Genomic DNA, 15,960 nt, shown 5'->3' on the forward strand with positions numbered 1-15,960 from the left:
CGGGCTGACGTACGGTCGTCGGATGCCTCGGACCCCCGCCCTGCGCGGGCTGCTCGCCCTGGTGGCCGCGGCCGTGCTGGCCGCCGGCTGCTCGAGCGAGGGCGGCGGGGACTCCGCCGACCGGTCGGCCACCCCCTCGCCGTCCGCGTCCGCCCCCTCGACCTCCGGGTCCACACCCTCGCCGTCCGCGTCCTCGCCGTCCGCGCCGGCGTCGGCCGCACCCGGGACCGTCCCGCCGGACTGGCTGGGCACCCGGGTGCTCCCCCTCGGCCCCGACGGGTACGGCGCGGTGCGCGCGACGCCGCGCGAGCTGCGCAACCGCCGGTTCACGCTGCCGGACCCGGTGGCCGCCCTTCCCGGCCGGGGCTTCGCCTCCCGGGTCGTCGCCCCCGCACCGGCCCGGGTGCTGGCGCGCTCCACCTGGGGGCCGCGCTGCCCCGTCGCCGCCGACGACCTCGCCTGGGTGCGGGTCGCCTTCCGCGGCTTCGACGGCGCCCGGCACACCGGCGAGCTGCTCGTGAACCGCACCGCGGCCGACGACCTGGTCGGCGTCTTCCGGGACCTGTGGCGGGCCCGCTTCCCGTTCGAGCGGATCGCGATCACCACCCGCGCCGAGCTGGACGCCGCGCCGACCGGGGACGGCAACGACACCGGCGCCTTCGTCTGCCGCCCGATCACCGGCGGCACGTCGTACTCCGAGCACGCCTACGGGCTGGCCATCGACATCAACCCGTTCCAGAACCCCTACGTCCGCGGCGACCTGGTGCTGCCCGAGCTCGCCTCGGCGTACGCCGACCGCGCCTGGGTGCGGCCCGGCATGATCACCCCCGACGGCCCGGTCGTGCGCGCGTTCGCCCGGATCGGCTGGGCCTGGGGCGGGGCCTGGTCGACCCGCAAGGACTACCAGCACTTCAGCGCCAGCGGCCGGTGACGCCCCCCGGTGGTCGAGCCGCTCCGGTGGTCGAGCCGGTCCCGGTGGTCGAGCCCCTCGGTGGTCGAGCCCCCCCGGTGGTCGAGCCGTGAGGAGCGCCAGCGACGAGCGTGTCGAGACCCCGGTCACCGGACCAGGTGGTTCCGCGCCGCTGGGGTTGAGGGTCTTGGTTCCGCCCGCGGTCGCGTTGCCGTTGTCTTGGGCTGACGGTCCCGCCCTCCGTCGCAGAATTTCCTTCCACATTCTTCACTCCACCTCTAGTTCTTCGAACATCTGTTCGAGTAGAATGTGCTATGGCCATCGACCCGAACCCCGCCCCGCTGGGCGAGTGCGACAGCCCAGCGGCGGTGCTGGCGTTCGCGCGGTCCCAGCGTGCTGTGGCTGACCGTGCCGAGGTCGCCTTGCTCGAGGCTGCGGTCGCGTGGGCCTCGATGCACTCGGTCGACTGCCTGGACGACGCGGCCTGCCTGCCGGGTGCCGAGGGCGAGATCGCGATCGCGGGGCCGGGCGCGCCGCTGGTCACCGAGTTCGCCCCGCTCGAGCTCGGTGCCGCGCTCGGCATGAGCAGCGACGCTGCTCGGGCGATGCTCGGTGAGGCGGTCGAGCTCGCGCACCGGCTCCCGCGGACCTGGGCTGCCGTGCGGGCCGGGAGCGTGCCCGCCTGGCGGGGCCGCAAGATCGCGGCGAACACCCTCTCGCTCCCCGCCGATGGCGCGGCCTACGTCGACACCCACGTCCACGCGGTGGCCGGGAAGATCGGGTACGCCGCGCTGGACCGGCTGATCGAGGAGGCCCGGGTCCGGTTCGACCCCGCCGGCGCCGAAGAGAAGCGCCGCGCTGCCGCGGACCGGCGGCACTTCGACCTCGACACCGGCCGCGTCTCGTTCGGCGGGACCGTGGTCGTGGACGGCGAGCTCGACCTCGCCGACGCCCTCGACCTCGAGGACGCGGTCGCCCGCGGTGCCCGGGTCCTCGGCGAGCTCGGCTGCGCGGAGTCCCTCGACGTCCGCCGCTCCCTAGCGGTCGGCGAGATCGCCCGCCGCCAGCTCGCCCTCGACCTCGACACCACCCCGACCCAGGTGCAGGGCCTGTCCAAGCGCTGCCAGCCCCGCCAGGTCGTCATCCACGTCCACCTCACCGAGGCCGCCCTCAGTGGCGGGGACGGCCTGCATCTGGCCCGGGTCGAGGAGACCCGCTCGTTCGTCTCCGCCGACCAGGTCAAGACCTGGTGCGCCAACCCCGATGCCCAAGTCATCGTGAAGCCGGTTCTCGACCTCGCCGACGTCGACCACACCGACGCCTACGAGGTCCCCGACCGGATGTCAGAACGGGTCCAGCTCAACAACCCGACCTGCGTCTTCCCCTGGTGCGGCCGCTCGGCCCGCCGCGCGGACACCGACCACGTCATCCGCCACCGGCACGAACGCGAGGGGCCACCGGGCCATGAGGAGTTCGGCGAGACCACCGACCCCAACCTCGCACCCCTGTGCCGCACCCACCACCGGGCCAAGACCCACACCGCCTGGACCTACACCAAGCTCGACGAGACCACCTACCTGTGGCGAACCCCGAACGGCATCCACCTGCGCCGCGACCACACCGGCACCACCATCGTCACCATCTGACCGGGGTCTCGACACGCTCGCTGCGCTCACGGCTCGACCACCTGCCCCGGTGGTCGAGCCGCGAAGGCGCCCCGGCGCCTGGCCCTCCCGGTGATCGAGCCGCGAAGGCGCCCTGACGCCTGGGGGTGTCGAGACCCCTTGCGCTCCGATCGGGGTCTCGACACGCTCGCTGCGCTCACGGCTCGACCACCGAGGCCGGTCAGCGCACGAACCCCTCGGCGAGCCGCAGCAGCCGGTCGTTGGCCTCGGTCTCGCCGATGGAGACCCGGGCGCCCTCGCCGGCGAACGGCCGGACCATGATCCCGAGCTCCTCGGCGGCGGCCGCGAAGTCGGCGGTGCGCTCGCCGAGCTCGAACCAGACGAAGTTGCCCTGCGCCTGCGGGACGTCCCAGCCGCGCTCGCGCAGGCCGGTGGCGACGCGGGTGCGCTCGGCGACGAGTGCGTCGACCCGCTCGAGGAGCTCCTCGCGCCGCTCCAGCGAGGCGATCGCCGCGGCCTGTGCCACCGAGGAGACCCCGAACGGCAGCGACACCGCCCGCAGCGCCGCGGCCAGCGGCGCCGGCGCGACGGCGTACCCGACCCGGAAGCCGGCCAGCCCGTAGGCCTTGGAGAAGGTGCGGGTCAGCACGACGTTCTGGTGGCGCCGGTACGTCGCCAGCCCGTCGACCGGGTCTGCCATCCGGACGAACTCCAGGTAGGCCTCGTCGACCACGACCAGCACGTGGGGTGGGACCGCCGCCAGGAACTCGTCCAGCTCGGTCTGGCTCACCGCGGGCCCGGTGGGGTTGTTGGGCGTGCAGACCAGCACCACCCGGGTCCGGTCGGTGACGGCCGCCGCCATCGCGGGCAGGTCGTGGCGCCCGTCCGGCAGCACCGGCACCCGGACCGCTGTCGCCGCCGCGGCCGTGACCGCGATCGGATAGGCCTCGAAGGAGCGCCAGGCGAAGACGACCTCGTCGCCCGGCTCGCAGAACGCCTGCACGAGCTGGTAGATCAGCGCCACCGACCCGGTCGCCACCGACAGGTCCTCCACCGGCACCCGGCAGGTCTCGGCGAGCGCCGCGTACAGCGCCGCGGACCCCATGTCGGGATAGCGGTTCATCTGCGCGACCGCCTCCTGCACCGCCTCGACGACACCCGGCAGCGGCGGATACGGGTTCTCGTTGGAGGACAGCTTGTAGGAGGTCATCCCGGGGCGCACCGTCGGCGGCCGCCCGGCGACGTACGGCGGGATCAGGCCGATGTTGGGCCGCGGTGCGGGGCGGGACTGACCGGTCATGGCGCTCAGCGTAGGCGCGCGCGCCAGGGTCGCAGGACGAGCGCGGCCAGCAGCCCGGCCGCGCCGCCGAGCAGCGCCCCGGTGCTGTTGTCGACGACGTCGGTGATGTCGCAGGCGCGGTCCAGGCGGGCCAGCTCCAGCTGGGTGAGCTCGATCCCGGCGGAGTACGCCGCGAGCACCGCCAGCCCGAGCGGCACCGTGACCAGCGCGGCCCGCGGCCAGCGGGCCAGGAACACCACCATCAGCAGGCCCGGCGGCACGAAGACGAGCGTGTTGAGCAGCCGCTGCCCGCCGGAGAAGATCCAGAACCCCTCGGGGGCCGGCCCGCCGTAGTCCCACGAGCAGGTCTCCTGCCGGGTCTCGGCGGGGACGATCCCGGGCGCGCCTTCCGCCGGCACCAGCGTGAGGCAGGCGATCACGGCCAGCGACCACAGCAGCAGCGCGAGCGCACCCGCGCCCAGCACGCCCAGCGGGCCGCGCGCGACCAGGTAGACCAGCAGGCACAGGACGCCGGAGACGACCACGCCGAGGAGCATCACCGCCACACCGCCGACCGGGACCATGCGCCCGACCGTAGCGAGCCGCCCCGTGGCGGGCCGAACCACCCGCCGTGCCTGCCGGATGGGCCACAATGGCCCCATGCCCGCTCCGGCCGCCCCCTCCGGGACGCTGCCCCAGGAGCACCCCTCCGCCGTGGAGCGGGTGACCCAGGAGCTGCGCCGGGCGGTCTTCGACGGCGAGCTCGAGTCCGGTACGCCGCTGCGCGAGGTCGCACTGGCGGCCTCCCTGGGGGTGTCCCGCCCGACGGTCCGCGAGGCGCTGACCGTGCTGGTCGCCGAGGGGCTCGCGACCCGCGAGCCGCACCGGGGCGTCAGCGTCACCCGACCGGAGCTGGACTCGGTGCGCGACATCTGCGCCGCCCGCTGGGTCCTGGAGGGGGCCGGCGTGCTGCGCTGGCCGGACGCCGACCCCCAGCTGCGCCACGACGTACGCCGCCGCCTGGAGGCCTACACGGCCGCGGTCCGCGCCGACGCGTCCTACCAGGAGCTCAACGAGCGCCACCTCGCCTTCCACGTCTCGCTGGTCGCGCTCACCGGCAGCCCGCGGCTGGTCGGCACGGCCGAGAGCCTGGTGGGCGAGCTCAAGGTGGCGCTGGCCCAGGTGGAGCGGCTGCGGCGCAACGCCCACGACGAGGCCGACAACCACACCCAGCTCGTGGTGCTGCTGGAGGCCGGCGACGTCGTCGGCGCGCACGAGTTCCTGCGCGGCCACCTCGAGGCCGCCGAGCGCGACATCGCCGACGCGCTCGGACTGGACGGCGACTGACACAATCGCCGCATGCGCTTCCTGAGCCTGCTGGCCAGCAATGCCGTGGCCCTCGCCGTTGCGGCCTGGATCTTCGCCGGGATCCGGTTCTCCGGGCCGACCAGCGGCCAGGCCCAGATCGAGGAGAAGATCCTCCCGCTGCTGGTCGTGGCGGCGATCCTGACCCTGGTCACCTCGCTGGTGAAGCCGGTGCTGACAGTGCTGTCGATCCCGTTCATCATCGTCACGCTCGGCCTGTTCCTGCTGGTCATCAATGCGGGCATGCTCAAGCTGACCGGCTGGATCGCCGGCAAGCTGGACCTGGGCTTCGTGGTCGAGGGCTTCTGGCCGGCGGTCGGCGGCGCGATCGTGATCACGATCGTGACCTGGGGCGTGGACGGCCTGTTCGGCACCGACGACCGCCGATGACGCCACCCGCGCTCCCTCCGGCCCGGGACCCGGACCGCTACACGCTCACCGTGGTCTGCCTGGGCAACATCTGCCGCTCCCCGATGGCCGACGTCGTGCTGAACCGGCGCCTCGAGGAGGCCGGACTGGCCGACCGGGTCCGGGTGGACAGCAGCGGCACCGGCGGCTGGCACGTCGGCGGCCCGATGGACCCCCGCGCCGCCGCCACGCTCGCCGCGCACGGCTACGACAGCACCCGGCACCGGGCCCGCCAGTGGGCGCCCGACCGCGCCGACGAGCACGACCTGGTCCTCGCGATGGACCGCTCCAACCTCGCCGACCTGGGCGGGCGCAGCGACCGGGTGCGACTGTTCCGCGACTTCGACCCGGTCGAGCCCGGCGGCGAGGTTCCCGACCCCTACTACGGTGGGGACGACGGGTTCGAGGAGGTGCTGGCGATGGTGGAGCGCACGGCCGCCGCGATCGTCGCGGCCCTGCAGCGGGAGCTGCGCGCGTCGTGACCCGCCAGCCGCTGGCCGCCCGCCACGCCGAGGCCCTCCTCGGCGGGTCCGTCGTGGCCACGGCGCCGGTCGCCGGCGGCGACATCTGCACCGCCACCAAGCTCCGCCTCAGCGACGGCACCACCGCGCTGATGAAGACCCTCCCCCGCGCTCCGGCCGGCTTCTTCCCCACCGAGGCCCGCGGGCTGCGCTGGCTGGCCGAGGTCGAGGGCGGGGTCGCCACCCCGGAGGTGCTCGCCGCCGACGAGGAGTGCCTGATCCTGCGGTGGGTCGAGCCGGGCCGCAACTCCGGTGACGCCGCGGCGGAGTTCGGCCGGGCGCTGGCCACCACCCACCGCGCGGGCGCCCCGACGTACGGGCTGGACGCCGACGGCTTCATCGGCCGGCTCCCGCTGCCGAACCGGCCGGCGCCGACCTGGGCGGAGTTCTACGCCGTGCGGCGGGTGCTGCCCTACCTGAAGCTGGCCCGCGACCGGGGCGCGGTCACCGACGGCCAGGCCGCCACCATCGAGGGCCTGGTCGGGCGGCTGGGCGCGCTGCTGCCCGAGGAGGCCCCCTCGCGGCTGCACGGCGACCTGTGGAACGGCAACGTGCTGTGGGGCACCGAGGGCCACGTCGCCGTCGTCGACCCCGCGGCGTACGGCGGGCACCGGGAGGTCGACCTCGCGATGCTGGCGCTGTTCGGGCTGCCGCACCTGCAGCGCGTGCTGGACGCCTACGCCGAGGTGAGTCCGCTCACCGACGGATGGCGCGAGCGCACCGCCGCGCACCAGGTATTTCCGCTGCTGGTGCACGCCTGCCTGTTCGGCGGCGGGTACGGCGCCCGCGCTGCGGCCGCCGCGGCGACGTACTCCTGACGCTCTCAGTTCCGGCTCAGGCGGGTTCGGCATCATGAGGGAGTGACTGCAACCGCGCCGAAGCCCCGCGTCCTCGTCGTCGACGACGACCGGGCTGTGCGGGAGTCCCTGCGCCGGTCCCTGGAGTTCAACGGCTACGACGTGCACCTGGCCCAGGACGGCGCCGAGGCGCTGGCCTCGATCGGCCAGTCCGCGCCGGACGTCGTCGTGATGGACGTGATGATGCCGCGCCTGGACGGGCTGGAGACGACCCGGGCGCTGCGCACCGCCGGGCACGACGTCCCGATCCTGGTCCTGACCGCCCGCGACGCCGTCGGCGAGCGGGTGGCCGGCCTGGACGCGGGCGCCGACGACTACCTGACCAAGCCGTTCGCGCTCGCCGAGCTGCTGGCCCGGCTGCGGGCGCTGCTGCGCCGGGTGGTCCCGAGCGAGGAGACCCCCGACGAGACGCTCACCTTCGCCGACCTCAGCATGGACGTCGCCACCCGCGAGGTGCGGCGCAACGGCCGGCTCATCGAGCTGACCCGCACCGAGTTCACGCTGCTGGAGATGTTCCTGCGCCGGCCGCGCCGGGTGCTCGAGCGCAGCTTCATCCTCGAGGAGGTCTGGGGCTACGACTTCCCGACCAGCGCGAACTCGCTGGAGGTCTACGTCGGCTACCTGCGCCGCAAGACCGAGGCGGCCGGCGAGCCCCGGCTGATCCACACCGTCCGCGGGGTCGGTTACGTGCTGAAGGAAGCATGAGCACCGGACCCACCGGACCCGCCGACGACCGCTGGCACTACCGACGCTCGCTGGCCAGCCGGGTCACGCTGCTGACCACGATGGCGGTCGGCCTCACCGTCGCGTTCGTGGCGCTCGGCGCCTACGTGACGGTCCGGATGCAGCTGCAGGCGACCCTCGACGACTCGTTGCGCGACCGCGCCCGGCAGGCCGCGCAGGCGCCGGCGCTGACCGCCCTCCCCTCGGGCGAGGAGGTCCCGGCCTGGGCGGTCGTGGCCACGGACCTGCGGGTCGCGATGATCGCCGCCGACGGCACGACGTACGTCCCCCAGCGGATGGAGCCCACCCCGCGGCTCGGGGCGCCGGAGGTGGCCGTCGCGCGCGGTGAGGAGTCCTCCAGCGTCCGCACCGTCCGCACCGACGGCGAGGCCTACCGGGTGGTCGCGGTGCCGTACGGCGAGGGGAACGCCCTGGTGCTGGCGGAGTCCCTGGAGTCCCAGCAGCAGGTGCTGGGCCGGCTCGGCGTGGTGATGCTGCTCTTCGGCCTGGCCGGCGTGGTGGGCGCGGGCATGGCCGGCTGGGTGGTCGCGGCGAACGGGCTGCGGCCGGTGCGCCGGCTGACCCGGCGGGTGGAGGAGATCGCCCGGACCGAGGACCTCGACCCGCTCCCGGTGGAGGGGGCCGACGAGATCGCCCGCCTCGCCACCGCGTTCAACCAGATGCTCACCACGGTCGCGGCCTCCCGGGAGCGGCAGCGCCGCCTGGTCGCCGACGCCGGCCACGAGCTGCGCACCCCGCTGACCTCGCTGCGCACGAACCTGGACCTGCTCGCCCAGGCCGACTCCTCGGGCGCCGCCCTGCCGCCGGGCGCCCGGGCCGAGCTGCTCGCCGACGTGCGCGCCCAGATGGAGGAGCTGACCACGCTGATCGGCGACCTGGTCGAGCTCGCCCGCGACGAGCCGCTGACCCACGTCGTGGAGACGATCGACCTCTCCGAGGTGCTCGACGACGCGATCACCCGGGTCCGCCGCCGGGCCCCGCAGGTGCGCTTCGAGGTCCGCGCCGAGCCCTGGTACGTCGTCGGGGAGCAGGCCGGCCTGTCCCGGGCGGTCACCAACCTCCTCGACAACGCCGCCAAGTGGAGCCCCGAGGGCGGCACGGTCCGGGTCGTGCTGGAGCGCGGCCTGCTCACCGTCGACGACGAGGGGCCCGGCATCCCGGAGGCGGACCTGCCGCGGGTCTTCGACCGCTTCTTCCGCTCCGAGGAGTCCCGCTCCATGCCCGGCTCCGGCCTCGGGCTCTCGATCGTCCACCAGGTCGCGCTGCGCCACTCCGGCTCGGTGCGCGCCGACACCTCCCCGGCGGGCGGCGCCCGCCTGCAGCTGCGGCTGCCCGGCAACGCCACCCCGCCGCCCCGCCAGCCTCCTCCCCAGCCCGCTCAGCCAGCCCCGCCACCAGCCGCCCGGACTCCCCGGGCCGGACAGGACCCCGCATGAACCGCCGTATCCTCCGCTCCCGCCCTACCTGCCCCCGTTCTACCCGCGCCGCCCGGGTCGTGCTGCCCGCGCTGCTGACCGGCCTGCTGGTCACGCCGCTCGCGGCCTGCGGCGCCGGGGACGACGAGCCCGCGACCAGCTCCTCGGTGGACTCCGCGTCCGAGGGCGACCCGCACGGCACCGCCGAGACCTGGAACCCCTGCGACGGGATCGCCGCCGACGAGGTCTCCGCGGCGCTGGGCGCCGAGGTCACGCCGGACCGCGGCACCGCCGACGCGCCCCGCTGCGCTCTGCTGCCGGAAACCGAGGGCGACCCGGTCCTGGACGCGAACTACATGGTCTTCGCCGACGGCCTGGACGCGGCCTGGCGGACCATGGGTCCCCCCGACGACGGCAGCGTCTCGGAACCGGCGATCCCCGGTGCGGACGCCGCCCGGCTCGTGGTCACCGCCGACGCTGACGGCGTCACCGCCACCGGGTTCGTCGAGAACGGCAACCTGATCCACGTCGTCAACGCCGCCGACACCAGCCCCTACGACCGCCGCGCGCTGGTCCGCGGGATCGAGCTCGCGATGACCCAGCTCTCGACGCACGCCTCCGAGGCCGCGGAGCTCGCCGACGCGGGATAGTCGGCGGCCGACCCGCTGTGCCGGCCCGACCGTGGGCCCGGACACAATGACCGGCGTGGACCTGTCCTTCTTCACGCGCGACACCGCGCCCGACGGCGCCGAGACGCTGCTGCCGACCGACCTCGCCCGCAGCCTGTGGGGCAACGACCACCTGCACGGGGTCGCGGTCAGCGGCGCCCTGGCCCGGGCCGCGGAGCGGGCCGTCGCCGAGCTGGGCCGCGACGACCTGCGGCCGGCGCGCTACACCGTCGACCTGTACCGGGCCGCGACGACGGCCGCCTGCGTGCTGACCACCGAGGTGGTGCGCGAGGGGCCGCGGCTGTGCCTGGTCGACGCGACACTCAGCCAGGACGGGCGCCCCGTCGCCCGGGCGGGCGCCCTGTTCCTCAAGGCCGCCGGCAGCACCGGCGGCGAGGTGTGGGCGCCCGAGGAGGCCGACCCGGTCCCCCCGCCGGCCGACCTCGCGCCGCCCACCGACGAGCCGCACGTGCCGTTCGTGGCCAGCGACGCTGGCTGGTCCCAGGACTTCCGCGAGCACCAGAACGCCGGGCGCAAGCAGACCTGGAGCACCGGCCCGCGGATCGTCGCCGGGGAGGAGCTCACCCCGTTCCAGGCGGTGGCCTCGCTCGCCGACGGGGCCAGCCTGGTCACGAACTGGGGCAGCCGCGGCGTGGAGCACATCAACACCGACATCACCCTGGCCCTGGCCCGGGAGCCCGACGGGGTCTCGATCGGCCTCCAGGCCGTCGACCGGCGCGAGCACGACGGCATCGCGGTCGGCACGGCAGCGGTCTTCGACCGCTCCGGACGGCTCGGCACCGTCATCACCACCGCGCTGGCCAACGCCAAGCGGGTCGTGAACTTCGGCGAGGTCGAGCACGCCGAGGACGGCACCCGACGGCGTACGTCGACGCCCGGCGCCTGAGCGGGCGCTAGCGGGAGACCCCGCGCCAGGACCGCTCGAACGGCAGCCGCCAGGCGTGCGGGGCGATCAGCTGGTGGATCGCGTTGGGTCCCCAGCTGCCCGGGGCGTAGAGCCGGACCGGGGGCGGGTCCTGGAGCAGCGGGACCGAGCGCTCCCACAGGGTCTCGATGCCCTCGGCGGTGGTGAACAGCGTGTGGTCACCGCGGATCGCGTCGTAGATCAGCCGCTCGTACGCCTCCAGGACCGCCCCCGACGACGTGGTCTCGTGGGTGGCGAACTGCATCGAGGCCTTCTCCAGCTTCAGCCCCGGCCCGGGCCGCTTGCCGTAGAACGACAGCGACATCTTGGACTGGTCGGCCAGGTCGAAGGTGAGGTGGTCGGGCCCCTGGGTGCCGGCGTTCGAGCCCGCCGGGAACATCGACAGCGGCGGCTCCTTGAACGCGATCGAGATGATCCGGGCGCCCTCGGCGAGCTTCTTGCCGGTGCGCAGGTAGAACGGCACGCCCGCCCACCGCCAGTTGTCGATCTCGACCTTGAGCGCGACGAAGGTCTCGGTGTCGGAGTCGTCGGCCACGTCGTCCTTGCCGCGGTAGCCGGCGTACTGCCCGCGCACCACGTTGTTCGGGTCGATCGGGCGCATCGAGGTGAACACCTTGTTCTTCTCGTCGCTGATCGGGTCGGGCGCCAGCGAGGTCGGCGGCTCCATCGCCATGAACGCCAGCACCTGCATCAGGTGGGTGACCACCATGTCGCGGTAGGCGCCGGTGGACTCGTAGAACTTGGTGCGGCCCTCCAGGCCGAGGGTCTCCGGGACGTCGATCTGCACGTGGTCGATGAAGTTGCGGTTCCAGATCGGCTCGAAGAGGCCGTTGGCGAACCGGAAGGCCAGGATGTTCTGCGCCGGCTCCTTGCCGAGGAAGTGGTCGATCCGGAAGATCTGCCGCTCCTCGAAGACCTGGTGCAGGCGGGCGTTGAGCCGCTTGGCCGACTCCAGGTCGGTGCCGAAGGGCTTCTCCATGATGATCCGGGAGCGCTCGACCAGGCCGGCCTCGTCGAGCTGGTGCACCACGTCCAGCGCGGCCTTCGGCGGCACCGAGAGGTAGTGCAGGCGGCCCACGTACGGCCCGGACGGGTCGAAGGCCGCCTCGGCCTCGGCGACCGCCGCGGCCAGCGCGTGCGGACCCCGGCCCTGGGGCACGTAGGTGAGCAGCCCGGCGAACCGGGCGAACTGCTCCTCGCTGACCTGGGCCTTGCCGAACTCCAGGCACGCCTCGTGGGCGAGCTTCACGAACTGCTCGGTGTCGAGATCCTCCAGCGAGGTCCCCACGATCCGGGCGTCGACGATCAGCCCCGCCTCGAAGAGGTGGAGCAGCCCCGGCAGCAGCTTGCGTCGAGCCAGGTCGCCGGTGGCCCCGAACAGCACGATCACGCACGGTCGCTCCATGGTTTCGAGGGTAGTCACCTCCGGTGGCCGACCGCGAGCGCGGCCAGCACCCGCTCCGCCTTGAGCACCGCCTCGGCATACTCGGCCTCGACGCTGGAGTGGACGGTGACGCCGCCGCCGGTGCCGACCTGCCAGGTCCCGTTGCCGGTGGTGGTCAGCGCCCGGATCACCACGCCGAGGTCGGCCCGGCCGTCGGCGCCCACCCACCCCAGCGCTCCGGCGTACGCGCCCCGGGGGGTCACCTCGACCTCCTCGATCACCTGCATGGTGCGCAGCTTGGGCGCCCCGGTCATCGAGCCGGCCGGGAACAGCGCGCGCAGCGCCTCGACGGTGGGTACGTCGGGCCGCAGCCGGCCGCGCACCGTCGAGACCAGCTGGTGCACCGTCGCGTAGGACTCCACCGCCATCAGCTCCGGCACCTGCACCGTGTCGGGCTCGCACACCTGGGCCAGGTCGTTGCGGAGCAGGTCGACGATCATCAGGTTCTCGGCCCGGAACCGAGCAGCGGTGCGCAGCTCGGTGCGCCACCGCTCGTCCTCCTCCGGCGTCGAGCCCCGGGGCGTGGTGCCCTTGATCGGCCGGGTCTCGAGGGTCCGCCCGCCGTCCGGGTGCCGCTCGACCAGCGCGTAGCGCTCCGGGCTGGACCCGAGCACCCACGCCTGGGCGCCCGGCACGTCGTGCTGGACGAACCCGGCGTACGGCGCGGGATTGAGCTCGCGCAGCCGCAGGTACGTCGCCACCGGGTCCCGGTCCACCGCCCGGGTCACCCGGTGGGTCAGGTTCACCTCGTAGCTCGCCCCCGCGTGCAGGTGCTCCTGGACCCGGTCGAAGGCGGCGCGGTAGGTGGGGGTGGGGGGCCGGGGATCCCCGGGGTTCTCGGGCATTGCAGACCCCGAGAACCCCGAGGACTGCCCCAGAAGTGGCACCTCGACGACCCGGACCCGGCTGGGCCGCATCCACACCGCGTCGGGCAGCCCGGCCCCGTCCCGGCGGGAGGGGTACGCCGGGAGGTCGGCGCGCGCGGCGTACCCGAGGTAGCCGAACCACCGGTCGGTGGCCGACCCGGCGGCCAGCTCCTCGGCCAGGACCGTGAACGGGTCGTCGCCGACGACCTCGGCGCGGCCTCCGGCGTACCGGGTGACCTCGCGGGTGCGCGCGTCGTAGGCCAGCGAGACGTCCTCGGGCTCCAGCCAGCCCAGCACCGAGCGACGGCCCGACCAGGGCCGGGAGCCGACCCCGTCCAGCCAGAAGCACCGGGGGTGCCGCGCCGCGACGGCGCGGAACTCCTCGGCCGGGCCGGTCATCGGGGGCCCAGGAAGTTCGCGACCAGCCGGGCGCCGTGCTCGGAGAGCACCGACTCGGGATGGAACTGGACGCCCTCGAGCGGCAGCGTGCGGTGCCGCACCCCGAGCACCACCCCGTCGGTGGCGCGGGCGGTGACCTCGAGGCACTCGGGGACCTCCTGCGCCGCCAGGGAGTGGTAGCGCACCGCCGCGAAGCCCTGCGGGACGCCGGCGAACACGCCGCGCCCGTCGTGGCGGACCGTGGCCACCTCCCCGTGCGCGGGCCGCACCCGCCCCACCCGGCCGCCGTACGCCGCGACCAGCCCCTGCATGCCCAGGCAGACGCCGAGCACCGGCCGGGTGGCCGCCCGCAGCACCTCCAGCCCGACCGTGAAGTCCGCCGGGTCGTGGGGTGACCCCGGGCCCGGGGAGAGCACGACGTGGGAGTGCGCCAGCAGGTCGGCCGCGCTCACCTCGTCGTGCTGCACGACCCGAGGCAGCCGGCCGGTGACGCCGGCGACCAGGTGCACCAGGTTCCAGGTGTAGGAGTCGTGGTGGTCGACGACCACGACGTCCGCGTCGACCACCTCCGGGTCAGTCCAGCAGGAGCCCGGCGACCAGGTCGTGCAGCAGGTCGTAGCCGCGCTCGGTGAGGATCGACTCGGCGTGGAACTGGATGCCGCGGAAGTGCGGCCCGCGGACCAGGTGCACGTCGCCGGTCTCCGGGTCGGTCTCGACGCTCACGCCGTCGGGCAGCACCGTGGCGTCGTCGGGCCGCGCCACGAACGTGTTGTAGAACCCCACCCGCTCGGTGCGGCCGCCGATCGGGACCGGGGACTGGGTCCCCTGGAAGACGATGTCCTTGTAGGTCAGCGGCAGGCCCAGCTGGTGGCACAGCGCCTGGTGGCCCAGGCACACCGCCAGGAACGGTCGCTGCTGCTCCAGCAGCTCGGCCACGGCCGCGCGCAGCTGCGCCATCTTCGGGTCGTCGCCGTCGCGCGGGTCGCCGGGGCCGGGGCCGACGAGGACCAGGTCGTAGCCGTCCAGCACCCCGGGCCGGTAGTCCTCGTGGCGGACCACCTCGCTGGTCATGCCGAGCACCCGCAGCACGTGGCGCAGCATGTTCACGAAGTCGTCCTCGCCGTCGAGGATCACCGCGCTGCGCCCGGCCAGCCGCGGGTCGGGGTCGGCGCCGCCCTGGTCGGTGAGCCAGAACCCCGAGAGCCGCCGGTTGCGGGCGTTCAGCGCCAGCAGCACGTCCTCGTCGCTGACCAGCTCGGCGACGTTGACGTCCGGGACCGGCGCCGGCGGCACCAGGCCGAAGGCGCTGAGGATCCCGCCGGCCTTGGCATGCGTCTCGGCGACCTCGTACGCCGGGTCGCAGTCGCGCACCAGGGTGGCGCCGGCGGTGACGGTGAGGGTGCCGTCGAGGCCGACGTCGGCGGTGCGGATCACGATCGGGCTGTCCACCACGGGGCCGCCCTCGGCGTCGCGGCCCAGGATCGCCAGTGCCGCCCCGTAGTAGCCGCGGCCGTGGGTCTCGTAGGCCTTGATCAGCCGGCAGGCGTTCTCCACCGGCGACCCGGTCACGGTCGCGGCGTACATGGTGTCGCGCAGCACCTCGCGCGGGTCCTTGGTGGTGCGGCCGGCGAGGAGGTACTCGGTGTGCACGAGGCGGGACATCGGCTTGAGGAACGGGCCGAGCACCTGGCCGCCCTCGGTGCAGATGTCGCACATCATCTTCAGCTCCTCGTCGACGACCATGAAGAGCTCGTAGATCTCCTTCTCGTCGGCCAGGAAGTCGAGCAGCTGCTGGCGGGTGTCGCCCTCGCCGGGGATCCGGAAGGTGCCGCTGATCGGGTTCATCCGGACGTCGCCGCCGTGGATGGAGACGTGCCGCTCGGGGCTGGCCCCGACCAGGTAGCGGTCGCCGGTGAAGAAGACGTAGGTCCAGTAGGCGCCGTGCTCGCGCTCGAGCAGCCGGCGGAACACGGCGAGGGCCTTGTCGGCGCCCCAGTCGGCGACCCGGGCCCGGTAGCGGCGCCCGACCACGAGGTTGGCGCCCTCGCCCTGGCCGATCTCGTCGCGCACGATCGCCTCGACGAGCTTCTCGTACTCGGCGTCGGAGGTCTCGAAGCCGCCGCGGTCGGCGAACTCGACAGGCACCTCGTCGATCGCGGCCACGACCTCCGCGACCGAGAACTCCTGCTCGGTCTCGACGTCGACCACGACCAGCGGGGTGCCGTCGTCGTGGGCCTCGAAGCCGCGCTCGGCGACCTGCCGGAACGGCACCGCGACCAGCCGGTCCGCGATGTGGCCCGCGGCCGGCGGGCCCTCCTCGAGGGGTACGTCGAGCAGCGACTCGACCACGCTGCGCCGTCCCCCCACGAGGCCGACCGTGTCCCGGTCGCCGGCCCGGGTCGAGCGCCGGATGATCGCCCAGGCCTCGTGCTCCTGGAGCGCGTCGATCGCGGCCCGGGCGGCGGAAGGCGTGGCAGTCATGGCCGAACTCTAGTTGCGCCCCGCCCGCTGTA

The 15,960-nt window shown here is 74.3% G+C and carries 16 protein-coding genes; 10 read left to right on the top strand and 6 right to left on the bottom strand.

Translation table 11 applies throughout. The features are described from left to right. Positions 1-22 precede the first annotated feature (22 nt). Entirely contained in the window at positions 23-931 is a 909-nt protein-coding gene (locus EBO35_RS18525; RefSeq protein WP_122819035.1) for a M15 family metallopeptidase, read from the top strand. Between the two features lie 293 nt (positions 932-1,224). Then, positions 1,225-2,556, top strand: coding sequence for an HNH endonuclease (locus tag EBO35_RS18530; RefSeq protein WP_122819036.1), 1,332 nt, complete (start codon positions 1,225-1,227; stop codon positions 2,554-2,556). Positions 2,557-2,755: 199 nt separating this feature from the next. Here EBO35_RS18530 and hisC read toward each other — a convergent pair whose 3' ends face one another. Together hisC and EBO35_RS18540 are read right to left on the bottom strand one after the other, a co-directional pair. After that, positions 2,756-3,835, bottom strand: a complete 1,080-nt coding sequence (hisC, locus tag EBO35_RS18535; protein ID WP_122819037.1) for a histidinol-phosphate transaminase — start codon at positions 3,833-3,835, stop codon at positions 2,756-2,758. A gap of 5 nt (positions 3,836-3,840) precedes the next feature. Beyond that, positions 3,841-4,398 (bottom strand): VanZ family protein, encoded by a 558-nt coding sequence (locus tag EBO35_RS18540; RefSeq protein ID WP_164478046.1) that lies wholly within the window; start codon positions 4,396-4,398, stop codon positions 3,841-3,843. A 76-nt stretch (positions 4,399-4,474) separates the two neighbouring features. Here EBO35_RS18540 and EBO35_RS18545 point away from each other — a divergent pair, with 76 nt between their 5' ends. The 8 genes from EBO35_RS18545 to EBO35_RS18580 are packed head-to-tail and all read left to right on the top strand — an operon-like array spanning position 4,475 to position 10,699. Beyond that, a complete protein-coding gene (locus tag EBO35_RS18545; RefSeq protein ID WP_122819039.1) occupies positions 4,475-5,161 on the top strand; it encodes a GntR family transcriptional regulator in 687 nt (228 codons plus the stop codon). 12 nt (positions 5,162-5,173) lie between these two features. Next, entirely contained in the window at positions 5,174-5,569 is a 396-nt protein-coding gene (locus tag EBO35_RS18550) for a phage holin family protein (protein ID WP_122819040.1), read from the top strand. Next, positions 5,566-6,069, top strand: a complete 504-nt coding sequence (locus tag EBO35_RS18555) for a low molecular weight protein-tyrosine-phosphatase (protein WP_122819041.1) — start codon at positions 5,566-5,568, stop codon at positions 6,067-6,069. The genes EBO35_RS18550 and EBO35_RS18555 overlap by 4 nt, the downstream gene beginning before the upstream one ends. Then, complete coding sequence (locus tag EBO35_RS18560; protein ID WP_122819042.1) at positions 6,066-6,926, top strand: fructosamine kinase family protein; 861 nt, start codon at positions 6,066-6,068, stop codon at positions 6,924-6,926. Before EBO35_RS18555 ends, EBO35_RS18560 begins: the two co-directional genes overlap by 4 nt. A gap of 42 nt (positions 6,927-6,968) precedes the next feature. After that, complete coding sequence (locus EBO35_RS18565) at positions 6,969-7,670, top strand: response regulator transcription factor (protein WP_122819043.1); 702 nt, start codon at positions 6,969-6,971, stop codon at positions 7,668-7,670. After that, on the top strand, positions 7,667-9,145 hold the full coding sequence (locus tag EBO35_RS18570; protein WP_122819044.1) for a sensor histidine kinase: 1,479 nt from the start codon (positions 7,667-7,669) through the stop codon (positions 9,143-9,145). Before EBO35_RS18565 ends, EBO35_RS18570 begins: the two co-directional genes overlap by 4 nt. Further along, entirely contained in the window at positions 9,142-9,774 is a 633-nt protein-coding gene (locus EBO35_RS18575) for a hypothetical protein (protein WP_127479459.1), read from the top strand. Before EBO35_RS18570 ends, EBO35_RS18575 begins: the two co-directional genes overlap by 4 nt. 46 nt (positions 9,775-9,820) lie before the next feature. Then, positions 9,821-10,699 (top strand): thioesterase family protein, encoded by an 879-nt coding sequence (locus EBO35_RS18580; RefSeq protein WP_122819046.1) that lies wholly within the window; start codon positions 9,821-9,823, stop codon positions 10,697-10,699. A gap of 7 nt (positions 10,700-10,706) precedes the next feature. Here the strand turns inward: EBO35_RS18580 and zwf are convergent, their stop codons facing one another. Genes zwf through EBO35_RS18600 form a run of 4 tightly spaced genes read right to left on the bottom strand, consistent with a single transcriptional unit; the run spans position 10,707 to position 15,928 of the window. After that, positions 10,707-12,143 (bottom strand): glucose-6-phosphate dehydrogenase, encoded by a 1,437-nt coding sequence (zwf, locus tag EBO35_RS18585; protein ID WP_122819047.1) that lies wholly within the window; start codon positions 12,141-12,143, stop codon positions 10,707-10,709. A 14-nt stretch (positions 12,144-12,157) separates the two neighbouring features. Continuing rightward, a complete protein-coding gene (locus EBO35_RS18590; protein ID WP_122819048.1) occupies positions 12,158-13,447 on the bottom strand; it encodes an anthranilate synthase component I family protein in 1,290 nt (429 codons plus the stop codon). Beyond that, positions 13,444-14,013, bottom strand: coding sequence for an anthranilate synthase component II (locus EBO35_RS18595; RefSeq protein ID WP_122819049.1), 570 nt, complete (start codon positions 14,011-14,013; stop codon positions 13,444-13,446). The genes EBO35_RS18590 and EBO35_RS18595 overlap by 4 nt, the downstream gene beginning before the upstream one ends. 7 nt (positions 14,014-14,020) lie before the next feature. Further along, positions 14,021-15,928, bottom strand: coding sequence for an anthranilate synthase family protein (locus EBO35_RS18600; RefSeq protein ID WP_122819050.1), 1,908 nt, complete (start codon positions 15,926-15,928; stop codon positions 14,021-14,023). Positions 15,929-15,960: the final 32 nt, after the last annotated feature.

The organism is Nocardioides pantholopis (assembly GCF_003710085.1).
GTDB classification, from domain to species: Bacteria; Actinomycetota; Actinomycetes; order Propionibacteriales; family Nocardioidaceae; genus Nocardioides; species Nocardioides pantholopis.